Consider the following 2,952-nt stretch of genomic DNA (forward strand, 5'->3'; position numbering starts at 1 on the left):
CACCGGCGCGGCCGGCGGGCTCGACCTCGTGTTCCTCGACCCGCCCTACGACCTCGCCGAGGACGACCTCGCCGTCGTCCTGACGCACCTCGCGACGCCGGGGGTGCTCGCCGACGGCGCCGTCGTGGTCGTCGAGCGCTCGACCCGCACCCCGGAACCCGCCTGGCCCCAGGGCCTGGCCCCGTTCGCGCGCAAGGACTACGGCGAGACGGCGGTCCACTACGCGGAGCCGTCGCGTCCCGCACCCGACGACGAGGGCACCGCGCCGTCGGATAGCGTGGGCGCGTGACCACCGTCGTCTGCCCCGGGTCGTTCGACCCCATCACGCTCGGCCACCTCGACGTGGTCCGCCGCGCCACCACGATGTTCGACGACGTCGTGGTCGGCGTCGCGAAGAACCCCGGCAAGTCCGGCCTGCTGGACCTCGAGACGCGCGCCGGCCTCGTGCGCGCGGCCCTGGCGTCCGCGGCCGAGACCGAGCCGCAGCTGGCCCGGGTGCGGGTCGCCGTCGTGCCCGGGCTGCTCGTGGACTTCTGCCGGGAGATCGGCGCGGTCGCCGTCGTCAAGGGCCTGCGCGGCGGCGGGGACTTCGACGCCGAGCAGCCGATGGCGCTCATGAACCGGCACCTGTCGGGCGTCGAGACGATCTTCCTGCCGGGCGACCAGCGGTACGCGCACGTCGCGTCGTCGCTGGTCAAGGACATCGTGCGGCACGGTGGGCCGGTCGACGACCTGGTCCCGGCGGGAGTCACGGAGGCCCTGCGGGCCGCGCTGGGGCAGCCCGCCGCGGGCTCGTGAGCCCCGTCACCCCGCACAGGCGCGCGTACCGCCCGTTCCATGTCGTAGGATTGCTTTTTGGCCCCTGGCGTCAGCCTCCTCTGCGAGGCTGAGAGCCGGTCCACCCCCCTCATCGTCCATCCGGACGCTGTCCTCGTTCTGCCCTATCGGAGCCTGTTATCTCCCGCGAACCGAAATCGCCGCTCGTGCTCGACACGCACGAGCTCTCTCGGCGTGCCGGAACGATGCGTACGCACAGCTTGACCGTGCAGGCGCCGTCGGACCTCGGCACCGCCGTGATCGGTATCCCGGAAGGCTCTGACCTGGAGCTGGACCTGAGGCTCGAGTCCGTGATGGAGGGCGTGCTGGTCTCCGGCACCGTCCGCGGCACGGTCAAGGGCGAGTGCAGCCGCTGCCTCGACGACATCTCCCGTGAGATCACGGTCGACGTCACCGAGCTGTTCGCCTATCCCGAGAAGGCCGCCGCGTCGGCCGAGGCGGGGGACGACGACGTCCAGGACGAGGAGTCCGTGCTGGAGGACGACATGGCCGACCTGGAGCCCTCGCTTCGGGATTCGGTCGTGACTGCACTACCATTTCAACCGTTGTGCCGGGAGGACTGCCCGGGCCTGTGCTCCGAGTGCGGAGCCCGCCTGGCGGATGACCCCGGTCATCACCATGACGTGGTCGACCCTCGTTGGTCGGCGCTACAGAGCATGCTCGAACCTACGAGCGTGTCGGACGAGACGAAAGAGAGCTAGCCGTGGCTGTTCCGAAGCGCAAGATGTCGCGCAGCAACACCCGTGCGCGTCGCTCGCAGTGGAAGACCACCGCAGCGACCCTCACGACCTGCCCGCAGTGCCAGGGCAACAAGCTGCCCCACACGGCGTGCCCGACGTGCGGTACCTACAAGGGTCGCACCTACCGCGACGCCCTGAAGACCGTTCACGCGGGCTGACGTGGCCAAGGGCGGGACGGCCCCGGCAAGGCCGGAACCTACCGCGCTGCTCGAGAAGCTCGGGGTCCATCTGGACCCCGAGCTTCTTGTGCTGGCACTGACCCACCGGTCGTTCGCGCACGAGGCCGGGGGCATCCCCACCAACGAGCGCCTGGAGTTCCTGGGCGACACGGTGCTGGGGCTCGTGGTCACCGAGGCGCTGTACCGGCGCCACCCGGACCAGTCGGAGGGCGACCTGGCGCGCATGCGCGCCGCCACGGTGTCGCAGCGTGCGCTCGCCGCGATCGCGCGCACCCTCGGCCTGGGCAAGTACGTGCTGCTCGGCAAGGGCGAGATCCGCACGCGCGGCTTCGAGAAGGACTCGATCCTGTCCGACACGGTCGAGGCGCTGATCGGCGCCACCTACCTGTCGCACGGCCTGGAGACCTCGCGCAAGCTGGTGCACCGGCTGGTGGACCCGACGCTCGACGTCGCCGCCGGGCTGGGCGCGGGCCTGGACTGGAAGACCTCCCTGCAGGAGGCGTCCGCCGAGCGCGGCCTGGGCGCCCCCGACTACATCGCCACGTTCGAGGGGCCCGAGCACGCGCGCGTCTTCCACTCGACCGTCGTGATCGACGGCGTCACCTACGGGTCGGGTTCCGGCACCGCGAAGAAGCACGCCGAGCAGGGCGCCGCGGAGGAGACCTACCGGGCCCTGCTGGAGAGGTTCCCGATGCCCGACAAGACCGACGGCGCCGACGCGTCGGCCGCGCACAAGGCGGCCGGGAGCAAGGCTGACGCGGGTAAGTCCGACGCGGGCACGTCTGACGCGGGCACGTCTGACGCGAGCAAGGCGCCGGCCGCCGGTGCCTGAGCTCCCCGAGGTCGAGACCGTCCGGGACGGTCTCGACCGGCTCGTCGTGGGCGCCGTGGTGCGCGAGGTCGAGGTCTTCCGCGAGTACAGCGTCCGCAGGCACGACGGCGGCCCGGACTCCTTCCGCGACCAGCTCACCGGACGGCGCCTGGCGGCCGCGGTGCGCCGCGGCAAGTTCCTCTGGCTGCCGCTGACGGAGCCTGCGGTCCCGTCGACGGCCCAGGCCCAGGCGCCGACGCCCGCCGCGGCGCTGTCGGCGAACTCCGCTCGGGCGGCCGAGCCCGCCGGGCCCGCGGCCCCCGCCGAGCCCCGTCCCGCGGCCGCGCTGCTGGCGCACCTCGGGATGTCGGGCCAGCTCCTCGTG

At 72.4% G+C, this 2,952-nt stretch carries 6 protein-coding genes; all 6 read left to right on the forward strand.

Annotated features, from left to right (window positions below; genetic code table 11):
- Positions 1 to 289, forward strand: a 289-nt coding sequence (locus ACFV9Q_RS29210; RefSeq protein ID WP_377237308.1) for an RsmD family RNA methyltransferase, incomplete at its 5' end; no start/stop codon positions are given.
- Positions 286 to 798 carry a pantetheine-phosphate adenylyltransferase gene (gene coaD, locus ACFV9Q_RS29215; RefSeq protein WP_377237309.1) on the forward strand — a complete coding sequence of 171 codons (513 nt, stop codon included), beginning with the start codon at positions 286 to 288 and terminating at the stop codon, positions 796 to 798. The genes ACFV9Q_RS29210 and coaD, both read left to right, overlap by 4 nt.
- 224 nt (positions 799 to 1,022) lie before the next feature.
- Entirely contained in the window at positions 1,023 to 1,538 is a 516-nt protein-coding gene (locus tag ACFV9Q_RS29220) for a YceD family protein (protein WP_377231947.1), read from the forward strand.
- Between the two features lie 2 nt (positions 1,539 to 1,540).
- Positions 1,541 to 1,735, forward strand: coding sequence for a 50S ribosomal protein L32 (gene rpmF / locus ACFV9Q_RS29225; RefSeq protein WP_108495103.1), 195 nt, complete (start codon positions 1,541 to 1,543; stop codon positions 1,733 to 1,735).
- 46 nt (positions 1,736 to 1,781) lie between these two features.
- On the forward strand, positions 1,782 to 2,588 hold the full coding sequence (rnc, locus tag ACFV9Q_RS29230) for a ribonuclease III (RefSeq protein WP_377237311.1): 807 nt from the start codon (positions 1,782 to 1,784) through the stop codon (positions 2,586 to 2,588).
- A partial coding sequence (locus ACFV9Q_RS29235) for a DNA-formamidopyrimidine glycosylase family protein (protein ID WP_377237310.1) occupies positions 2,581 to 2,952 on the forward strand: 372 nt, incomplete at its 3' end. The genes rnc and ACFV9Q_RS29235, both read left to right, overlap by 8 nt.

Source organism: Promicromonospora sp. NPDC059942 (genome assembly GCF_042731755.1).
Lineage (GTDB): Bacteria > Actinomycetota > Actinomycetes > Actinomycetales > Cellulomonadaceae > Promicromonospora.